The following is an 18412-nucleotide window of genomic DNA, read 5'->3' as shown; positions in this document are numbered from 1 at the left end:
GTCCTTTCAGTGTCCCGGGTGTACGGCCCGGGAGTGGCAGGGCGGACAGGACTCGAACCTGCAACCTACGGTTTTGGAGACCGTTGCGCTACCAATTGCGCCACCACCCTAAATAGGTTTGACTTCCGCCAAGATCATGCTTTGGGCACGATCGATCATGGCAGAAGTCAATGCCTATCGTTTACTTTACGCGATCCACCTCGTCTTGTCGAACTGAGATCGCGTCAGTGTTCTCAGGGGCAACCGGGCCCCGCTTCTTGAGATTACGACGCACGAGCGGCCAGAACGCAACGAGCACAGCGGTCGCGATGAGGCTCGTCCACACCTGAGTGCGGCCGCTTTCTGACATGAGCATGATGACAAGCACACCGATGATTGCAACGATGAGCAGGATGTTGAGCCATGGGTGCAGCCACATCTTGAGCTTCAGACCCTTGACCTCTTCTGGCGTCATCTTCTGGCGCATACGCATCTGCGTGAGCGCGATGAACACGTAGACGAAGAGAGCCACGAGACCAGCCGAGTTCATGATGAAGTCGAAGATTCCCGAGCTTGGTGCGACGTAGTTCACGATGGTCGCAACCACCCCGCCGATCGTCGATGCGAGCAGCGCCGCGACTGGCACGCCGTTCTTCGCCTTCTTCGCAACGATGCGGGGCGCGAAGCCCTGCTCGCCGAGCGCCGAGAACATACGCGATGCCGAGTAGAGACCCGAGTTGAGCACCGAGATCACAGCGGTGAAGATGATGAGCTGCATAACCGCAGCGGCGCCGGGAAGACCGAAGAGCGAGAACACGTAGGTGAACGGCGCTGTTGCGACGCTCGTCGGCTCTGGCAGCTCGTCCCACGGAACGATCGTCACGATGATGAGCACCGCGCCAACGAAGAAGAGCAGAATACGCCAGATGACGGTCGAGGTTGCCTGCTTGATGCCCTTTGCTGGATCCTCTGACTCAGCCGCAGCCATAACCGCGATTTCGGTGCCGAAGTACGAGAAGATCACGAGAGCAACACCTGTGACAGCAACGCCGAGGCCGTTCGGCGCGAAGCCGCCGTGCTCCCAGAGGTTTGGCACTGAGAAGTTCGACTCTGGCCACCAGCCGAGCGCGAAGAGCACACCAGCACCGAGGAAGACCACGATCGCTGCAACCTTGATGCTTGCGAGCCAGAACTCGACCTCGCCGAAGGTACGCACCGAGATGAGGTTCGTGCCGATGAATATCGCGAGCAGCGCAAGCGACCAACCCCACGCGGGCACCTGTGGGAACCACTCCCCGAGCGTCTCGCCACCGAGCACCGCTTCGTAAGCGAGCACACCCACCCAGAAGTACCAGTAGAGCCAGCCCACGAGGTAGGCAGCCCAGTTGCCGAGGCCGACGCGTGCGTACTCCATGAACGAGCCGATCGCCGGGCGCGCGGCCGCCATCTCACCGAGCATGCGCATCGCGAGAAAGACGAGCAGGCCGCCGATAAGGTACGAGATGATCGCGGCGGGGCCGACCGAGCGGATCACGTTGCCCGAGCCCACGAAGAGGCTCGCACCGATGATGCCACCGAGGGTGATCATCGTGACGTGGCGCGGGCGGAGCTTCTTCGTCGCCTTAGTGAGTCCCACCGAGGTTTCGGGAGAGACCTGATCGTCGTACTTTTTCTGCAACATTAGGGGTGAATACCGATTTCGTATAAGGGGACGCGGACTCTATGAATCCGCGCAACAACGAGAGCAAACCCTAATATGGACAAAAATTAAACCAAAAATTCTCCTCCCTCCATCGGAGGGTATTTGGCCCTCCGATCACCGAGCGGATTCGGCAGGGGATAGAGTGCGGCACGCGGGCGGAGTAGGCTATTTCGTGTGAGCACAAATACGCGCCTTTCGAAGAAGATTTCAGCTATCGCCGAGTCGGCAACCTTGAAGGTTGATGCGAAGGCAAAGGCACTCCAGGCCGATGGTCGACCGGTCATTAGCTATGCGGCCGGCGAGCCCGACTTTGCGACACCGGCACACGTTGTCGACGCGGCCCGGGCGGCACTCGACGACCCCAAGAATTTCCGGTACACCCCCGCTGTCGGGTTGCCGGTGCTCCGCGAAGCTATTGTGCGCAAGACGAAGCGCGATTCAGGCCTCGACATCGATGCCAGCCAGGTAGTTGTCACGAACGGCGGCAAGCACGCCGTGTACTCGGCATTCCAGGCGATCCTCGACCCGGGCGATGAGGTCATCCTCCCCGCTCCTTACTGGACGAGCTATTCAGAAGAAATCATGCTCGCCGACGGCAAAGCAGTAGAGGTCTTCGCGGGGGCGGATCAGGGATACAAGGTCACCGTCGAACAGCTCGAGGCTGCTCGTACCGACCGCACGAAGGCGCTGCTCTTCTGCTCCCCTTCTAACCCGACGGGGGCTGTGTACTCCCCGTCCGAGACGAAGGCGATTGGTGAGTGGGCGCTCAAGCACGACCTGCTCGTCGTGAGCGATGAGATTTACCAGAACCTCACCTACGACGGCGTGCGCGCACTCTCGATCGTCGAAGCAGTTCCCGAGCTCGCAAATAACACGATCCTCGTCAACGGTGTCGCGAAAACATACGCGATGACCGGCTGGCGCATCGGTTGGCTCATCGCCCCTGCAGACATCGTGAAGGGCGTCGCAAACCTGCAGTCGCACATGACCTCGAACATCAACAACATTGCGCAGATCGCGGCGGCGGCAGCTCTCGACGGCCCGCAGGAGCCGGTCGAGGAGTTCCGCCAGGCGTTTGATCGCCGACGCAGCCTCATTGTTGCAGAGCTCAATAAGGTGCCTGGCTTCAACTGCCCGACACCCGAGGGCGCGTTCTACGCCTACGTCGATGTGACGGGTGCGCTTGGCCGCGAGATTCACGGCGTCACCCCGACGACCTCTCTCGAACTCGCAGACCTCATCCTCTCGAAGGCCGAGGTTGCAGCGGTTCCTGGTGAGGCCTTCGGCCCCTCGGGGTACCTGCGCTTCAGCTACGCGCTCGGCGACGAGGCACTCGTAGAGGGTATCCGCCGCATCCAGCAACTCCTCGCCGAGTAGCCAGCCACTCGCAAGCAAGAGCTTCACGGCCGGTCGTCTTCACTCGAAAGGCGACCGGCCGTTGTATATGCGGTGCTCTACCATTGCAGGTATGGCGAATAGCAAGACCAGGCTTGGCGTTGGCGCGTACGCGATCATTGCTTTCGTCTTTATGATCTCGACGAACGCTGTACGCAACCTGCTCGACTGGACTGGGTTCCTTATTTGCGCAGTAGCTCTCGTCGCTACGGGCGTCGTGATGTTCCTCAAGCTCAAGCCAGAGCGCTTCCGCTGGTACCGACTTCCTTCGCCGATCTACTGGTTTTTAATCCTCGCGCTCCTGTCGACCTTCTGGTCGCAGTACCGCTTCGAAAGTGTGCTTGGCAACCTCGCCCAGATCGCAACGACGGTACTCGCGGTGGTGCTCGCGTTCATTCTCACGTGGCACGAGATGCTCCGAACGCTGAGCAGCGCGCTCAGGTACGTGATCGGTCTTTCGTTCGCGTTCGAGCTCTGGGTCTCGCTGTTTATCCGAGAACCGCTCCTCCCCTGGTGGCAGGAGGTGCCCGAGGGCAAGACCCCGAAGCTCCTCTATTGGAGTCGCGATCTCCTCTTCGAGGGTGGCCCGATCCAGGGCCTGCTCGGCTCGTCCACGCTCTTCGGATTTGTGGGGCTCATCGCGCTCATCGTGTTCGTGGTCCAACTCCGCGCGGGGCTCGTCTCGCGGCTCACAGGGTGGTTCTGGGTTGCGATGGCAGTACTGACGCTTGCGCTGACGCGATCCGCAACGGTGACGGTCGCACTCGCGGCGGTGACCGTCGCTCTCGCGTTCGTCATTTGGGCGAGACGCATTGGCCCCGAGCGGCGCCTGCCGGTTTACATCACGGGCGCGGCCCTCATCGCTGCGATCACGGCGACGGTGCTGTTCGCGCGCGGCTTCGTGTTTGGCTTGCTCGGCAAGAGCAGCGACATGACGGGCCGTCTCGAGACGTGGGAGAAGGTCATCGAGCTCGCGCAGCAGCGGCCGTGGTTCGGTTGGGGCTGGGTGAGCTATTGGGCGCCGTGGGTCGAGCCGTTCGAGTCACTCGATCAGCAGGGCGGCATTCAGGTCATGAGTGCGCACAATGCGTGGCTTGATGTGTGGTTGCAGCTCGGCATCGTTGGGGTGCTCGTGTTCGCGCCGCTCGTGGTGCTTACGCTGTTGCGTGTGTGGTTTCGCGCGGTGGATCAGCCGCGTCGCGGCTTCGGCCCCGCCCTCCCCTATGCTACGAGTGCGATTTGGCCGTTCCTCCTCATGGTCGCCCTGGTCATTCAGTCGCTCGCGGAGAGCCGCATATTGATCGAGAGCGGTTGGCTGCTGCTCATCATTCTTGCCGTGAAGTCACGGTTCGATTTTCAGCTGCCGTCTCACGATGCTGAGCCGCGCAAGGTGCCGTGGCGCAAGGTGCCGATTGTGCGCGAGACCGATAGCTCCCACGTGTGAGTTCGAACCGACGCTCACGAATTGGGTTGGTACCCTGAGAGTGTGAATCTCACCACAGAGCGCCTGATTAAATTGCGGGCCGACGCTCAGCTCGAGCGCGATACCTTCCTCGAGCATCGGGTGCGCATGGGTGAAGATCCTTCGGTTGCTTACGACCTCGTTCCCCAGGTCGACGAGCTCGTCGTGCTCACCCTCCGTGACGAGATGCTTGAGGAGCGTGGGCAGCTCGCCGAGTACGAACTCGCTCGACTGGCGGCTAGCTCGGGAAGCGCCGACGCAGATGTGCATCGCGCGAACGCCGATCGCGTTGAGTTCGAGCTGCTCCGTGAGATCGCAGAGTCGGTGCCCGAGCTCACGGTCGCCGTGTGGCGGTCGGCGGATCGGCTAGACCTCTAACCGGCCGCGAGCGTTTCGTAGCGTGCGCGCTCTGCCCAGAATCGGTGCTTGACTCCTTACTTTGACGTGAATATAAGATACGGGCGAGGAGAAGGGGCTCAGTATGTTCACGGTAACTATGACGAGCAGAGGTCGGCTCACGGTCCCGAACGAGATGCGGGCTGACCTCGGTCTCGCGGCAGGTTCCAAGGTAACGTTTGTCCGGCTTGTGAACGGTGAGTACCGAGTTTTGCCACGAACACACAATGTGATGGACCTGGCCGGACTTTTGTATGACCCAAACCGGCGAGCGAAAACGCTCGATGACGAACATTCCTCGCAAACAAGCTGACTCATCTGCCACTTGTGGATCGTTGTTTCTCGACAATGATCCACAAGTGCACATTAAGTAACATTGTTTTTTATCTCTTTCCGTGATGAGAGTCGACCTAAATCTCCCGCGCACGAATCAGGCAGCCAATGTAAAGGTCATCTGCGACTCGAACGGTGGTTACCGAGCTGAATCTCTGAATTACCCTTCGTAACAGAAGGAACTCCGTGCTGGTAAGTTATACCGGGTGACTATGACGAATTCTCCTCAGAATCAGGTGGATTCCACAGGCCAATCAAACAAGCGCAAGCCTTTCCGCGCCGACATCCAAGCGCTCCGCGCGATTGCGGTTCTGCTGGTGGTACTCAACCATATCTGGCCGATGAGGCTCAGTGGCGGTTTCGTCGGGGTCGACGTGTTCTTCGTCATCTCAGGTTTCCTCATCACGGCTCATTTGCTCAGCGAGCTTCGCCGCACAAACACAGTATCTCTTCCTAAGTTTTATGCGCGGAGAGCAAGGAGATTGCTGCCAGCCGCGCTGCTCGTGGGGGCACTCACCCTAGTGGCGACGCTCATATGGATTCCTGCAGAGCGATGGTCCCGTATTGCCAAAGAGATTTTTGCTTCTGCGGCGTATTTCGAGAATTGGCTCCTCACTGCTTCGTCAGTGAACTATTCTGACCGAGGTCAGGCTGCCACCCCAGCCCAGCATTACTGGTCGCTTTCAGTCGAGGAACAGTTCTATCTACTCTGGCCACTCACTTTAGTAGTTCTCAGCACGCTCTTAGCACGCCGTATTCTTGGACTCCGGACTGAGCGGTCAAAGGCGATACTTCTTGCGATCACAATTTTTGCGGTGCTTTCATTCGCCTTTTCAGTGTGGCAAACCGACGCCAACCGAGCGGCCGCATATTTCAATACGTTTGGCCGCGTTTGGGAGTTCATGATTGGTGCGGGCATCGCCGTCGTGGCACCAGCAATCGCAGGATGGTACCAGCGCCGACCCGTGGCCACACTGCGAGGCATAGCTCAACTCGCCGGATACGCGATGATCTTTTGGTCCGCGCTTCGTTTTAACGATGCGACCGCATTCCCCGGACCATGGGCGCTGCTTCCGGTCGCTGGCACGGCGCTCGTGATCGTCGCGGGACCCGAGACTCCGCGCTGGAGTCCCGCGAAGCTGTTGGCTTGGAAGCCTGTGCAGTACGTCGGTGATATTTCGTACTCGCTCTATCTCTGGCATTGGCCGGTGATAGTCATCGTTCCATTCGCGCTGGCCCGCGAGGTGCGTCTGGTGGATCGTCTCGGTATGCTCGCGCTAAGTTTTCTGCTCGCAGCGCTGACCAAACATTTCGTGGAGGATCCGGGTCGCACAAAACTATTTGCACAAGCTCGTCCGCGGAGAACGTTGCTCGCGACGCTTGCATCCGTTGGCGTGGTCGCAGCACTCTCTGCGGGCGCAATTGCCGGGGCAGGTGTAATACATGCTCGTGAAACAGCGCGCATTGAGGCCGCAATCGGATCCGGATGTTTTGGTGCCGCGGCCCTCAAATCAGGCAATACCTGCGAAGATCCGTTTGGGCCTGCGCTTTTCCCCGCGGGTGCCGAATCTGAAGCGCCTTGGCGTGCTAGTGCGCCCGAATGCCAAACCGCCCCAGAGGATCGTCAGATCCTGGCAAACGGTAAGCCATCATACGTGGAGTGCAACTTCAAGAATGATGCATCAATAAGCGACCCGTATCGAGTGTGGCTCATCGGTGATTCGCATGCGGAGCACTGGCGAGCCCCCATCTTTGATATCGCCCGCGCAAATGAGTGGGAGCTTCATACGACGATGCAGGGCGGTTGTCCAAGTGTGCCCGTGCCTATGGTGCAAGCGTTCGGGGCTGAAACCACGGAGGCGAAGCAGAATGCGTGTCTTGAATGGATCGAGGAGGCGTCGGCTCGGGTACTCAAGAATGAGCCAGATCTCGTCATCGTTTCGAACTTCGCCTCAACAGAAGTCGTTGAAGATGGATCGGGACGACCTCAATCTGAGCAACTGGCAGATGGAATGGCAGTCAGCCTCAAAGCGTGGTCTGACGCTGGAGCTCGGGTGGTAGTCATACGAGATGTACCAACTGCCGGTGAGAAACTCGGCGCCGACTGTGTGTTGCTCATGGGCGAGAAACCACGAGGCTGCGTGGCGCCGCAATCGGAGGTGCTCCATGTTGATCCCATGGTCGAAGCACTCGCCTTGGTCGCGGATCCGCAAATCACCTCAATCGATCTCACTCGCTACTTCTGTCTTGACAACGAGTGCTCGGGAGTCATCGGCGCCGTTCCCGTGTTCTACGACGCCGACCATGTGTCAGCAAGTTTTGCCAGATCCCTCGCACCAATCCTCCAGCGAGAGCTTTCAGTGACGCTTTCAATAGACCTCAGCGAACCCGTTGCAGCGGAGATGTAGGGCGCATACAAGTTGCAGATTGTCTGCTCATGATAATCGCGGGTAACTAGAAGTGGAGTGGGCCGGTGCTCGCACCGACCCACTCCACTTCTCCTCCTTTTCTCAGTGGATATTATGGCGTTACTGGCGGCTCCGCCTCAGGAATTAAGGATTCATCTCCTTGAATTCCCGGCGCTACCAGAGCGGCAGCTGGAGCGGCTGCCGGCACCGGACCGACCGGCACAGTCACTACCGTCTCATCCCCTCCCAAATTGTCCGTGTAGGTGATCTGGACCCTGATGAAGCGATCTCCATCCGCGGCAGCGACCAGGTAGGCGGTGTCTCCAGTCGGGTTTGAACCCGGACCTTGAATCGTTACCCAGTCACCGTCAGCAGCATCGACTGTTGCCGCACTCTGCCATGTGTAGGTGAATACGACATCTTCGATCCCGTCCTCATCTTGAGGAACGGTGACGGCGAGTGTCGATCCGACCTCGAGAGGCCCAACAATTGCCGGCGGTACTCCCGGATCATTCACGTTCACCACAGCGAGCGTGGTCCACGGCGACACTACGGTGTAGAGCGTGCCGTCGATCTCGAACTTCACGTTCACCTGCAAGTACTGCTCTACGGCATCGTCGGTCGGAACGTATGTACTCATGTTTGGAGTACCCGGGTCCGGGGCGACGCCACCGATTGTCAGTTCTTCAATCTCGGTGATCTCAGCGGGCGAGCCACCTTCACCACCGAACCAGGTGTACCGAACATTCGTTGCCTCACTCAGGTCGAAGGCGTTGCCCTCGTTGTCGAGCAGTTCGGCAACAACATTCGTGCCCTCATTGAGTGGATCCTCGAAGGTCAGCACAATCTCACCGACAGGTTCGCACGGTGCCATCGTTCCGTTCTCCGAATCCAGGATCACGCAGCTGTCAAGGAACTGAAGTCGTTCGATGTTATTGATGATGTCAATACCACTCGATTCCTCAGCCTCGACTGCACCGGTGTGCTCAACCTGCCAGTAGCTATCTTTGATGTACGTGACCGTGTAGGCACTTTGCACATCCGCATACTCTGACACATCGATCGCACCGCTTGCTGGATCGTCGTAGCGGATTTCCCGAATTATCTGGAGATTGCCCGGGTCGATTTCTCCTGCGAGCATCCGCGCTTGGTATGCACTTGCGCTGTCGTGAGCTTCGAGCACATTGCCCTCAGCGTCGACCAGTGCGAGCTGTACCGCGAGGTACGCGTCACCATCAAGGTAATCGTTGCCGAATCTACCCTCGATCAGGTCGCTTCCTTCACCGCCAATGACGATGCTTGGGAAGCCATCCGAATCTGCGATGGGCCCTTCTCGCATGAACTGCTGTCCGAAGTTCATGCCATCTGGGTAGAGCATCTCTCGGAGACCATCGACAAGGTCCAGAGTGTCCTCTGTCATCTTGTGGAGGTACTCCTCGTCTCCAGCGAACTCACCTTCAACTGCGCGGTTCGGTCCACGAAGTACATCGTCTCCCGATCCACCGGAAAGCCCCTCGAGTTGATCGAACCGATCACGAACGGCATTCACGTCTGGGCGTTGCAGCAGAGTGAAGAGGAAGTCGGCGTCAACATCCTGCGTCTCTCCGTAGTATGTGACCCAATCCCAACCCATGTTGCCAAGGTGACGGTCGGTACCGAAGACTTCGGCGACGAGAATGTCGTCACCACCTTCACCTTCGATGTCATCGTCACCACCGCGACCAATGACGACATCGTCGCCGCCGATCACGTCAGCTTGGAATTGGTCGCCGTTGTCGCCCTGCAAGAGGTCGGCATGGCGGCTACCTTCGAGCCAGTCATTCTGCTCGCCACCAAACGCTGCGACGATGCGACCCGTACTGCCGAGGATGACGTCGTTGCCGTCGCCCGCGAACATGTTGTCGGTGTCGCCGCCGTTGACCAGGTAGTCATGCCCTGGTCCGCCGTGCACGATATCGAAGCCCGGGCCGGAGTGAAGAACATCATTACCCCACTGACCCTTGAGCACGTCATCACCGAAGGTGTCGGTGAGCACGTCGTTACCCTCTCCGCCAGCGAGCACGTCGTTGCCCGAACCTCCTTCGATTATGTCGTTTCCACCCTTACCTGAGACGGAATCATCGCCCTCATCGGTTCTGATGCGATCATCACCTGAAGTGCCGTGGATCTCGATGTGCTCGTCACCAACCCAGCGCCATGTATCGTCTGGGTCTTGCCGCAGCGTTCCCGGATAGGGTTGCTGCACATTGGCGAGCGAGATCACCGGATCCTGTATGGAGAAGATATTCGCGGGAAGCTCCGAGGCGTCTGTATTTCGCTCGATGAGAGACGAGAACGAGTTCGCTTCGAGAGCTGCAAACAGCTGGTTACCTTGATTGCGGAACAGGTAGTAGAACCGGTCACCGAACTGCAACGCTTCGAGTTGTTCCTCGAAGACGAAGTTGAACGATGAGCCGAGCAACCCGCCGAATGGATTCACTCGTTCAGCGAGACCACCGGTCCAGAAGTCCACATTCTCAAGGCCTGTGACCGTCTTACCGTCCACATTTGTGTAGGCGCCAGTCGAGAGCATGTACTCCACGCGATCTTCTGGAACTTCCGTTGGGATCGGCGGCGCAAAGGCTCCGAGCTGGATGTCCACATCAGGATTCACCGCCAGCGGGCCACCGAGCACCACAATGTGGTCTGGTTGGAGCCGTTCAATCTCTGCCATAACTGAAGCAGGAATCGAAGTGACCCCAGTTGTGTTCCCGTGCGGCACGAGCAACACTGGTCGGTCATTGAGTCCACCGACGGGTCCGACTGCTAGACCATCTAGGAAGTTTCCACCTGTGGTGATATAGAGTGTTCCTCCATGTCCAGCAGGGTACGAAACTGAACTGATTTCAGCCGCAGTGTCGTACTGAGTTTGACCCCAAACACGTTCCACAGTTGCGCCAGGAACCGCAGACACAATTGCGTTGAACACACCGGCCGTAACTGCAGATGTTCCTCCGAGCACGATGACCCGATCTGGGTCAAGTCGCTCCAACTCAGCCCTTGTAACTGGAGGGAGCTGCCCCTTCCTCGTGAGCAAGATAGGATCGCCATCCCTTGCGGCAACTGTTGATGCGGCAAGCGCATCTGGGAAGTTCTCCCCTGTCGCCACGTACACTGTGTCGGCACCGCCATCAGCCGTAATCAGCTGTTGACTGATTAGCACTGCAGTGTCATACAGCGTTGTTCCACCCATACGTTCAACCGGAGCAATATCTGCCCTCTCAAGCTGATCTACCACCGAAGGTCTGACGGCAAGCTCACCGCCGAGCACCACGATCTTTGCTGGATTGAGTCGTATCAACTCGTTGATCGTAACCGTAGGCGTAACACTCTTTCCCGTCAGCAGCAGTGGGCCAGGCCCTGCAGCCGCAAGAGGCCCTGCGGCAAGTGCGTCTGGGAAATTCTCGTTTGTTGTCAGGTACACGACTGGCACATTTGGCGAGAAGTTCGACTCCGAGATAAGCACTGCAGTATCGAAAGCAGTTCCACCTGCAAGGCGAGAAATGAATGCTTCGTCACCTAGCGGAGTACCATTAACGAGAAGCGAAGCTGCTTCGCGCTTTCCATCAATCGTGGTCTCCGCGAGGATTGACTCGTGCGTGCCATAGGCTGCAACGAAGTTCACAAGTGAGGCATTCGTAGCATCACGCCCGAAGATATTACCGTTCTTCAAGCTGTCGCCGAAGTCGACCCAGTTTGCATACGGTCGCAGCATCGGGTCACCGGTGGCGTCAAAGAATGTCTGACGCGCCTCTTGCAGGGGCGGTACACCGGCATCGCGTGCACGCAGCATGTTAATCGTCGGGAGATCGAGTGGAAGCCCCAGCAGGTTATTGCGCAGGGTACCTACTACGAACTCATCGATCTGCGAACTCTGCTGTCGAACTGTACCGTTAACGATTGAACCGGCAGCTTGTTCTGCACTTAGTCTGCCGTTGTCGGTATAGGCCGCGGGGTTCAAGAACCCCTCGAGCAGTTCAACTTTTGTGGTATCGAATCCACTCCGCTCAATTTCGTCAGTGAGCATCGAGTGTCCGAAACGATACACAACGTGTGCAAACTCTGCCGTAATCGAAGGATCGATGTTCGCGTTGTACGAGTTCTCATTGAACACGACTGCGTCAATCGATGGCTGAACCGTGCGCGCGAACTCCTCGAACACGAGGTGCTGGTACTGCATCTCAGTTGCGAATCGTGCCGCCTGGAATACGCGTTGTGGGTAATTCCAGTCATCTGCTTCTGGCCCGGGCAGCACATCCTCCGGCCTTTCATTCGGCCATGCGTGTTCGAGCCCCTGATACGCCTTTTTCAGTTCAGGGTTCGCATCAAGCGTTTCCATTACCGAGCCGACCATTCGGTTGTGCTCTGCGTGGAACACATGGTGCACTGTCGAGAGACCAATGTTTTCATTGCCTCGACCGTCACCTGTAACGAAGTGTGCACCGAGCGAGACATTGTCATACCCGCTCAGAACAGGATTTCCACTGTCATCAAGTACAGGATTGCCCTCCTCATCGAATCGCGGCATCAACTCGCCTCCGACTACCACCGGGGTGGCGCCGTGCGCGATATCTTCGAGGAACGCGTGACCGGTTGTCAGGGCAAGATCTGCATTGACTGGAGTCCCGAGGTTACCCTCGACGTTCAGCGGCTCACCGCCGTTATCGGTCACCACCAAGGGGAAACCGTTAGGGCCTGGGATGAAGTTACCGTAAGGGTCGGTTACTACCTGCGGCACATCAAGCGCCCGCTTGTCTGTCAGTTCAATTCCAAGCACATCTCGTGCTTGATTCTTGATGTCCGTCCAAGTAACAAGGCCGCCTGAAGGGGCATCAAGCAACTCACCAGTGTCAATCGGTGCCCCTTCTGCAATCTCGTACTTACGCAGGAACACTTGGTGCGAGGGGTGCGAGGTATATGTTTGGTTTTGATCAACAAACGGTGTCGTCTCATTGTTATGGGTGTCATCGTTCGTTCCAAGCACACCGTCAGGCCCAGGCTGCCGAGTTGCGCGCGTCAAGACCAGATACGGTGCCTGAGGGTTGAAATCAGGGTGGTCACGTATCGGATCATCTTCTTGCAACGGAACAATGAGAGTTCCATTTCCGCCCTTGTCGACCAGGTCAAGACCGTGATCGAAGAACTGGCCGAAGAAGGTGAAGAAGGCATTTGTCGGCGCTGACAAACCTTCGTCCGACGCCATGTTTGGCAGGTGGATCGTGCCATCAGGCCTGATCTCCGAACCTGGCAGGTGCGAGGCTGCGTTCACTGCCGCTGGGTTGTTCGTGGACTGGTCAACGATAAGGTTCGAGATAATTCTCGGAGTCGAATCGTAGACAATGTGCCCTGGTTCCCACTGCGCGTAGCAGGTAAGTCCCGGTTCACACATATCAGTGTTACCTGCGGGAGGCGCACCCGGTGCGGTGAGAGCGGGGTCTGCTTGCCGGAAGTAGGGTTCGAGAATCGTCGGGAAAGGTTGATCTGACGCCCCCCAGAGACTGCGTCCCTCGGTGAGGTTGTTGAATGAACCATCGACTGTACGAAGTCCGTGAGGAAGCTTCGGACTCGCAACACACTTGCCCGACTTATCCGTCGGCGTCGGGCACAGCAGTTGTCCCCCTGCCGCGTGCGCTTCTGAAATCTGGATCTGGCGGAGGATGAAATCGAGATCGTTCGCATTCAAATAGAACGATGGATTTTCATCCGTGGCAGCAACAGCCGGGGTGACTGCTACTCCATACATCGGAATCGCAAGTAGCGCCCCGAGTAGTACACCGACGACCCTTTTAACAGGCCGTCGATGCGGTGATTCTTGTTTCATGATCCGAAACCTCCATTGCTTTCGTCATGACTTTGTGAGTGAAAATCTGGAAAAGAATTAGAGCTCAACGACATCGGCACCCATCTCTTCAGCGATGGACGTATCGGTGTCGGTTGTGATGATCCAGTTCGATCCCACTAACGCCTGCGAGTGCAGGCTTGTACCGCCTTGGAGCTGTTCGATCATGCTGTCCCGGTCGTCAGTGCTGTCATAAATTGACAACGTGGCACCGGTAACGTCGCAGTTACCGAACGCGCTCCAACTGCCTGATTGTGTTCCAAGTTGCCACTCGTCGCACTGGGCACCCGCATTAACGTATGCCTCTTTTAATTCATCAATCGATTCGAAGCCCGATACTCCAGCGTCGCTACACGCCGTGAGCATCGCTAATGCGCACAGCGTCATTGCTGCCGCTACATAGCGCTTGCTTCTCATGATGTCCCCCTTTCCATTTCGAACCGGTTGGCCCAGCGCCACCGGATACGTTTCAATGTGCTGTGCAGCGAGCAGCGAGCCGGATGCCTCGAGAGGCGGACCGGTCAACAGCACTAAATCTGAGGGTCTAAGAAGTCGCGAGTAAAAGCTCAGCACCCAGAGGCGTGGAGTGGTGAGAAAGATCTCTCGTCGAAGATCTGCATACAGAGGGGCACGCGACCCAATGAGTGTATTGATTGGCATGGTGACTGCCAATATGGCGAACCACAGGTTCGCTGCTGATCGAACCGCCTCAGATTCAGTTAATAACTGCAATGGCAACGGCAAGTCCTCAATGTTCTGTCGTTGCAACTCTTCTTGCGCTTCGTTATCCCCCTGCGTTTCCCGCTTGTCTGGCTCGACCTTGAGCCCGAGCGACCGAGCAAGTTCGGATTCGGTGAGCCATGCAGCCGCTGTGGTGAGTCCTCGAGTCGTTACCAACGCTGGGACTGGTGCGGGCGCCGAGGTGGATACCGATGCTAGCTGAGGCTTCGGAAGCTGAGGAGCGGCAGCAAGGTCGCGGATATGAATGTATCCGGTGAACGTTTCTTTTGGTACGACTCGTGCGTAATAGTGGCCCGCGGGTGAGCCGTAGTTGTACTCTTCAACGACGATGCGGCCATCATCGAGCACCTGCGCAACCCATGCCACATGGCCGAATGGTGAGGCACCCGCGTGATACGGCGTGCTGTACGCTACCGCGCCGATGGCTGGCGTCGTGTCTACTCGAATACCGGCCCTTCGAGCGGAATCGCCCCACTCGCCGGCGTTTCCCCATCGGGCAACGCCAAGCGACCAATTCGAGAAGGGAACCTTATTTACCTGCTGCAGGCGCCACGCTACAAATGAGGTGCACTGACGGTGGGCGAAGCCCCATTCATCCCAGACAATCGGGGAATAAGGGAGCACCTTGTACTTGGTTGGGTAGTCATCCCCGATGAGACCGCCCGTCGGAGCTGGAGCGCCCTGGAGCCAGATTTGGCCGTGTGATCCAGGTTGCGGATTCGACGGGTACTTGTTCGTCGGTGAGGTCGGACTAGGAGTCTTTGGTGCCGGAATCGGCTCGGGAGTCGGTTTCGGCTCGGGCTGCGGGGTGGGTGTTGGTGATGGAGTTGGAGTGGGTTCTGGCGCTGGCGTGGGTTCTGGCGCTGGCGCGTTTGGATCGGGCTCTGCGACCGGCGGGTCCTTGTCCTGCGGAACCGGCGCTTCCCCTCCCTCCGGAATATTCGGAACTTCCTCATCCAGAGGCTCCTCTTGTTCCACGATCTCAGTATCTGAGTCAGGAGGAGGCGTCTCTGGCGGATCCACTTCTGCAGTGATTGGTTCCGAGGGAACTTCCGGTGGCTCACCAGGCGTCGGCTCCGCCGTTCCCTCAAGAGGGTCGTCGTCTAGTGTCGCAATTGCGGGTTGAACTTCAAGGGTTCTCGGAATTACCTCATCGCCACTCTTCTCAACCTCGACAACCCCTTCAAGATTCTCTGGAGACGGCGCTACGACGACTTCAGCCACCGAGTGAACGGGTGTTTCGTCGGGTTCGTAAGAAACGGCGGGACTCAAGCCCGACATAGCCAGGAGCAATGATGCCGTGATGATGAGGGCAGCTAGGGGATATCGCGTGGCATTCCGCCACCATAGATCCCCCGTCGAATACATATCATCCCCTTTGACGACACGCGCTCAGATTCAGCAAGTAATAAAATTTGTCTGATATGGAGCCTAGGGGCGTGTGTCAAAAATTCAGTCAGGGAAAAATACGTAACTTATGAGTACAGCATCAATCTGCCCGTGGTCTCATATGAGGCCACGCGCAGATTGATTTGCTGCGGTTGAGTTAAAGAGACTCGTTGAGCTTGTTGTTCCACATTGATAACGCAGAACCGATGGCCATGTGCATATCCAAGTACTGGTAGGTGCCTAGTCGACCCCCGAAAAGCACCTTCGGCTCCTGCTCAGTGAGCGCACGATACTTCAAAAGACGTTCACGGTCATCCGGGGTATTTACTGGATAATACGGCTCATCATCTTTATCAGCGAAGCGTGAGAACTCTCGCATGATGACCGTCTTATCGTTCGGGTACTCGCGCTCTGGGTGAAAGTGGCGGAACTCGTGAATGCGAGTGTACTCGAAATTCGCATCTGGGTAGTTCATCACTGAGGTGCCTTGGTAGTCCCCGACAGGCACGACCTCTTGCTCGAAGTCGAGTGTGCGCCAGCCGAGTTCACCCTCCGCATAGTCGAAGTAACGATCGACCGGGCCGGTATAAACAACCGGGGTCTTGCCAACGACAGCCTTCTTATTTAAGGGTTGCGACTCATCGAAGAAGTCGGTGTTCAGGCGCACTTCAATGTTCGGGTGGTCAGCCATCTTTTCGAGCCAGGCGGTGTATCCGTCAACGGGCAGACCCTCGTACTTGTCATTGAAGTACCGGTTGTCATAGGTGTAGCGAACCGGTAGTCGACTCACGATGTCGCCCGAAAGCTTCTTCGCATCGGTCTGCCACTGCTTCGCCGTGTAGTCACGGAAGAATGCTTCGAAGAGCGGGCGACCGACGAGAGCGATGCCTTTCTCCTCGAAGTTCTGCGCAGTCTTCACATCGAATTCACCAGCTTGTTCTTTGATCAGCGCACGAGCTTCTTCGGGCGAGTATGCGGCTTGGAAGAACTGGTTGATCGTGCCAAGGTTCACTGGCAGTGGGTAGACGACTCCCTTGTGGTGCGAATAGACCTTGTGCACGTAGCTCGTGAACTTCGTGAACCGGTTCACATACTCCCACACGGTCTCATTCGATGTGTGAAATAGGTGAGCACCATATTTGTGGATCTCGATACCCGTCTCGGGCTCCGCCTCTGAATATGCGTTGCCACCGATATGACTCCGGCGGTCAATCACGACCACTTTTTTACCTGCACTTGCTGCACGCTCAGCGATGGTGAGCCCAAAGAAGCCTGACCCGACTACGAGAAGATCCATGGTGTCCAGTCTATTCGCCGACTCAGCTACGCCTAATTCTCAGTTACCTGAGCCAATGACAATTCTTGGGACTCCAGTCCAGGCCGTTGGGTCAGTGTAGTTGCGCCCATCAGCAAACAGTTTGATCCCCGGGAAGTCCTTCGGTCCGAGGTCGCGGTAGTCGGCATGATCAGCCTGCAAGATAGCCACATCTACAGGATCACCAATCGCGTGAGCCGTGAAACCATAACCGGCGAGTTCCTCGTCGGTGAAGACCGGGTCGTGCACAGTTACAACGGCACCTCGGGCGTTGAGCTCCTCGACAGTTGGGAACACGCCAGAGACCGCGGTTTCCTTCACACCGCCACGGTATGAGGCGCCCAATACAACGACACGCTGCCCACTGAGATCACCGATTGTCTGCTCAACTCGATCGACTACATACTTCGGCATTGTGGCATTGTAATTTCGGGCCGTGCGCACAATATCTGCATCCGGATCTGTCGACAGGTAGAGACGTGGATATACAGGAATGCAATGACCGCCGACGGCGATTCCAGGGCGATGAATGTGGCTGAACGGCTGGGAGTTACAAGCTTCGATCACCTTGTACACATCGATACCTGCGGTGTCGGCAAATCGCGCAAACTGGTTCGCGAGACCGATGTTCACGTCCCTGTAGGTAGTCTCCGCGAGCTTCGCCATCTCCGCAGCTTCAGCGGTGCCCATGTCCCAAACACCGTTCGGGCGCGGAAGGTCCTCTCGCTCGTCAAACGTCAGCACTGACTCATAGAACTCAATAGCCTTCTGAGTTCCAGCTTCACTCAGACCACCAACCAGCTTCGGGTATTTCTTCAGATCCTCGTAGACGCGACCGGTGAGTACCCGCTCGGGAGAGAACACGACGTGAAAGTCCTCGCCTTCTGTCAGGCCCGAAACTTCCTCGATGAGTGGCTTCCAGCGGCCTCTAACCGTACCAACTGGCAAGGTGGTTTCGTATGACACAAGCGTTCCAGGCGTGATGTGTTCGGCGAATGATCGCGTCGCTGCGTCCATCCACTTGAAATCCGGCTCCCAAGTCTCCTCATCCACGAGAAGAGGCACAACGATCACAATCGCGTCAGCACCTGGAATCGCATCGGAGTAATCAGTGGTCGCCCTGAGCTTGCCAGCCGGCACCTGTTCTGCAAGCTTCTCGGCTAATCCGCGCTCACCAGGAAACGGTTCCTCGCCACGATTAATGCATGCAACGAGTGCCTCATTAACGTCAACACCAACGACTTCATGCCCCATCGATGCGTATTGAGTTGCGAGCGGGAGTCCAATTTTGCCTGTGGCAACTACTGCGATCTTCACGTAACTAGCTTACCTGGGCCAACATATCGTAGGCATAACTCTATCCAACAGAGCCACCGGGACTCACTCACAATGCAGTGATAATCTTAAAATATAT

10 protein-coding genes and 1 tRNA gene are annotated in these 18412 nt (G+C 57.3%); 5 read left to right on the top strand and 6 right to left on the bottom strand.

From position 1 onward, the window contains the following. Positions 1–34: 34 nt before the first annotated feature. Positions 35–110, bottom strand: a tRNA-Trp gene (locus tag H9L06_RS09275). Positions 111–181: 71 nt separating this feature from the next. Beyond that, positions 182–1660, bottom strand: a complete 1479-nt coding sequence (locus H9L06_RS09270) for an amino acid permease (RefSeq protein ID WP_187554913.1) — start codon at positions 1658–1660, stop codon at positions 182–184. Between the two features lie 195 nt (positions 1661–1855). Here H9L06_RS09270 and H9L06_RS09265 point away from each other — a divergent pair, with 195 nt between their 5' ends. From H9L06_RS09265 to H9L06_RS09245, 5 genes are all read left to right on the top strand, one after another. Next, the gene (locus H9L06_RS09265; protein ID WP_187554912.1) at positions 1856–3058 is read left to right on the top strand and encodes a pyridoxal phosphate-dependent aminotransferase; all 1203 of its coding nucleotides are present in this window, start codon (positions 1856–1858) and stop codon (positions 3056–3058) included. Between the two features lie 91 nt (positions 3059–3149). Next, complete coding sequence (locus H9L06_RS09260) at positions 3150–4520, top strand: O-antigen ligase family protein (protein WP_187554911.1); 1371 nt, start codon at positions 3150–3152, stop codon at positions 4518–4520. A 42-nt stretch (positions 4521–4562) separates the two neighbouring features. Continuing rightward, on the top strand, positions 4563–4916 hold the full coding sequence (locus tag H9L06_RS09255; protein WP_187554910.1) for a hypothetical protein: 354 nt from the start codon (positions 4563–4565) through the stop codon (positions 4914–4916). 103 nt (positions 4917–5019) lie between these two features. Next, on the top strand, positions 5020–5247 hold the full coding sequence (locus H9L06_RS12070) for an AbrB/MazE/SpoVT family DNA-binding domain-containing protein (RefSeq protein ID WP_187554909.1): 228 nt from the start codon (positions 5020–5022) through the stop codon (positions 5245–5247). A gap of 232 nt (positions 5248–5479) precedes the next feature. Then, positions 5480–7675, top strand: coding sequence for an acyltransferase family protein (locus tag H9L06_RS09245; protein WP_187554908.1), 2196 nt, complete (start codon positions 5480–5482; stop codon positions 7673–7675). 112 nt (positions 7676–7787) lie between these two features. On the opposite strand, the gene H9L06_RS09240 is transcribed toward H9L06_RS09245, so the two are convergent. From H9L06_RS09240 to H9L06_RS09225, 4 genes are all read right to left on the bottom strand, one after another. Further along, positions 7788–13535, bottom strand: coding sequence for a peroxidase family protein (locus tag H9L06_RS09240; RefSeq protein WP_187554907.1), 5748 nt, complete (start codon positions 13533–13535; stop codon positions 7788–7790). A gap of 57 nt (positions 13536–13592) precedes the next feature. Further along, on the bottom strand, positions 13593–15518 hold the full coding sequence (locus H9L06_RS09235) for a CHAP domain-containing protein (RefSeq protein WP_187554906.1): 1926 nt from the start codon (positions 15516–15518) through the stop codon (positions 13593–13595). Positions 15519–15840: 322 nt separating this feature from the next. Continuing rightward, a complete protein-coding gene (gene glf / locus H9L06_RS09230; protein WP_187554905.1) occupies positions 15841–16980 on the bottom strand; it encodes a UDP-galactopyranose mutase in 1140 nt (379 codons plus the stop codon). A gap of 39 nt (positions 16981–17019) precedes the next feature. Then, positions 17020–18315 carry a nucleotide sugar dehydrogenase gene (locus H9L06_RS09225; protein ID WP_187554904.1) on the bottom strand — a complete coding sequence of 432 codons (1296 nt, stop codon included), beginning with the start codon at positions 18313–18315 and terminating at the stop codon, positions 17020–17022. Positions 18316–18412 lie beyond the last annotated feature (97 nt).

This window comes from Leucobacter denitrificans, assembly GCF_014396385.1.
GTDB classification, from domain to species: domain Bacteria; phylum Actinomycetota; class Actinomycetes; order Actinomycetales; family Microbacteriaceae; genus Leucobacter; species Leucobacter denitrificans.
The sequence above is the reverse complement of the archived record's forward strand: the minus strand, read 5'-3'. Positions and strand labels throughout refer to the sequence as shown.

What these genes read in the sequence shown, in the direction of transcription:
- glf (WP_187554905.1), bottom strand. Translation starts at nt 16,980, where the DNA reads ATGGATCTTCTCGTAGTCGGGTCAGGCTTCTTTGGGCTCACCATCGCT.
- H9L06_RS09270 (WP_187554913.1), bottom strand. Translation starts at nt 1,660, where the DNA reads ATGTTGCAGAAAAAGTACGACGATCAGGTCTCTCCCGAAACCTCGGTG.
- H9L06_RS09245 (WP_187554908.1), top strand. Translation starts at nt 5,480, where the DNA reads ATGACGAATTCTCCTCAGAATCAGGTGGATTCCACAGGCCAATCAAAC.
- H9L06_RS12070 (WP_187554909.1), top strand. Translation starts at nt 5,020, where the DNA reads ATGTTCACGGTAACTATGACGAGCAGAGGTCGGCTCACGGTCCCGAAC.
- H9L06_RS09260 (WP_187554911.1), top strand. Translation starts at nt 3,150, where the DNA reads ATGGCGAATAGCAAGACCAGGCTTGGCGTTGGCGCGTACGCGATCATT.
- H9L06_RS09240 (WP_187554907.1), bottom strand. Translation starts at nt 13,535, where the DNA reads ATGAAACAAGAATCACCGCATCGACGGCCTGTTAAAAGGGTCGTCGGT.